The following is a 2,406-nucleotide window of genomic DNA, read 5'->3' on the forward strand; positions in this document are numbered from 1 at the left end:
GAACGGCTCGCAAACCAGGCCATGCGCCCACCGGGACCGAGAGGTAACAACCCTACGCATTAGGGCTGCGGAAGGGATGGTGCCCTAATGAGCAAGCAGATTCACCTGGCAGCGCACTTCCCGGGCGTGAACAACACGACGGTGTGGAGCGATCCGGCTTCGTTGAGCCAGATCGAGTTCTCCTCGTTCGCGCACCTGGCGCGCACCGCCGAGCGCGGGAAGTTCGACTTCCTGTTCCTCGCCGAAGGGCTGCGGCTGCGCGAGCACGCCGGGAAGATCTACGACCTGGACGTGGTGGGCCGCCCGGACACCTTCACGGTGCTGGCCGGGCTGGCCGCCGTCACCGAACACCTCGGGCTGGCGGGCACGATCAACTCGACGTTCAACGAGCCCTACGAGGTGGCCCGGCAGTTCGCCAGCCTCGACCACCTCTCCGGCGGCAGGGCGGCCTGGAACGTCGTCACGTCGTGGGATGCGTTCACCGGCGAGAACTTCCGGCGCGGCGGCTTCCTGCCAGAAGAGCAGCGCTACGAACGCGCCGAGTGGTTCCTGCGCACCGCGTGGGAGCTCTTCGACTCGTGGCACGGCGACGAGATCGTCGCCGACAAGGAATCCGGGACCTTCCTCGACGACCCGCTGGCCGGTTCCTTCGCGCACCGCGACGCGCATTTCGACATCGCGGGCCGCTTCAACGTGCCGCGCAGCCCGCAGGGCCGGCCGGTCATCTTCCAGGCCGGCGATTCCGACGCGGGCCGCGAGTTCGCCGCCTCGGCCGCCGACGCGATCTTCACCGGCCACGGAACCCTGGAGGCGGGCAAGGCGTTCTACGCAGACGTCAAGGGCAGGCTCGCCCGGCACGGCCGGTCCCGCGACGAGCTCCTGGTGTTCCCGGCGACGACCGTCGTGCTCGGCGACACCGACGCGGACGCCCACGAACGCGCCGCGCACATCCGGCGTCAGCAGGTCAGCGGGCAGACCGCCATCCGGTTCCTGGAACAGCTCTGGAACACCGACCTCAGCGACTTGGACCCGGACGGCCCGCTGCCGGAGTTCGACCCGGCGGTCGGCACCGACACGATCACCAAGGGCCGGGCCAGCACCCGCCGGCACCGCGACCCGATCGCCATCGCCCGGCAGTGGCGCGAGCTGGCGGAGGCCAAGCAGCTGTCGATCCGCGAGCTGATCATCGAGGTGACCGCGCGGCAGTCGTTCATCGGCACCGCGGCGAGCGTGGCCGAGGCGATGAACCGGTCCGTGCAGGAAGAGGCGTCGGACGGCTTCATCCTCGTCCCGCACCTCACCCCCGGCGGCCTGGACGAGTTCGTCGACACCGTGGCGCCGCTGCTGCAGGAACGCGGTGTGTACCGCACCGAGTACCCGGGTGCCACTCTGCGCGAGAACCTCGGGCTGCCGCCGCTGGAAAACCCCCGGCAGAGCGCTAAGACCGCATCATGACCGAGCCGTCCCGGAGGTCGCCGGTGTCCACCCCCCTCTCCGTCCTCGACCTGTCCCCCATCGTGTCCGGGCAGGGTCCGGCGGACGCCCTGCGCAACACCATCGACCTCGCGAAGCGCACCGAACACCTCGGCTACCGGCGCTACTGGGTCGCCGAGCACCACCTCACGCCCGGCGTCGCCTCGGCGGCGCCTGCGGTGCTGATCGCGCTGATCGCGGGCGCGACCAACCGCATCCGGGTGGGTTCGGCGGCGGTGCTGCTGGGCCACCACGCCCCGCTGGTGGTCGCCGAGCAGTTCGGCACGGTCGCGCAACTGCACCCGGGCCGCATCGACCTCGGCCTGGGCCGCTCGGGGCTGGTGCGCGGCCGGGATTTCGTGCGCCGGTTCGCCGATCCGGCCGACGGCCCGGCGCCCGCGGGGAAGGTGGTCGACGGCCTGCTGATCCCGCCCAAGCCGCGGGCGCTGGCCAAGTCGAAGCGGTTCCTGGCCCGCATCGAGGAGCAGCAGCGGCTCCTCAGCACCGGCGATCCGGCGGAAACACCGCTGGACTACCGCACCCAGGTCGAGCACGTCCTGCAGTTCATCGGCGGCGACTTCCGGTCCTCCAGCGGCGAAGCGGTGCACGCCGTGCCCGTCGAAGGCGCCGATCTCGATGTCTGGGTCCTCGGCTCCAGCGCCGGTGAGAGTTCGGCCGCGGCGGGGTCGCTGGGCCTGCCGTTCGCGGCGAACTACCACGTCAGCCCGTCCACCGTGCTGGAGGCGGTTGAGTCCTACCGGGGCAGATTCGCGGGCTCCCCGGAGCTGGGCCGGACCTACGTGGTGGGTTTGGGGGAAAGGGTGGGTGGAAGCCACAAAAAAAAGGACCAGGAAACCCGCCAACCCGGAAGGACCGTGGGGGACAAACGCCAGACCCGGGGGGGAAGAACCCCATTTCCCAATCCCGTCTGAA

The 2,406-nt window shown here is 70.5% G+C and carries 2 protein-coding genes; both read left to right on the forward strand.

Annotation, left to right across the window (positions count from 1 at the left end):
- Window positions 1-87 precede the first annotated feature (87 nt).
- Window positions 88-1,455 carry an NtaA/DmoA family FMN-dependent monooxygenase gene (locus AC07FN_RS45355; RefSeq protein ID WP_478401291.1) on the forward strand — a complete coding sequence of 456 codons (1,368 nt, stop codon included), beginning with the start codon at window positions 88-90 and terminating at the stop codon, window positions 1,453-1,455.
- Window positions 1,452-2,405 (forward strand): MsnO8 family LLM class oxidoreductase, encoded by a 954-nt coding sequence (locus AC07FN_RS45360; protein WP_478401292.1) that lies wholly within the window; start codon window positions 1,452-1,454, stop codon window positions 2,403-2,405. The genes AC07FN_RS45355 and AC07FN_RS45360 overlap by 4 nt, the downstream gene beginning before the upstream one ends.
- The last annotated feature ends 1 nt before the right edge of the window (window position 2,406 follow it).

It is taken from the genome of Saccharopolyspora sp. NPDC045941, from assembly GCF_056431445.1.

Bases quoted from the DNA above. Each gene is read 5' to 3' on its own strand.
- AC07FN_RS45355 (WP_478401291.1), top strand. From the start codon at position 88: ATGAGCAAGCAGATTCACCTGGCAGCGCACTTCCCGGGCGTGAACAAC.
- AC07FN_RS45360 (WP_478401292.1), top strand. From the start codon at position 1,452: ATGACCGAGCCGTCCCGGAGGTCGCCGGTGTCCACCCCCCTCTCCGTC.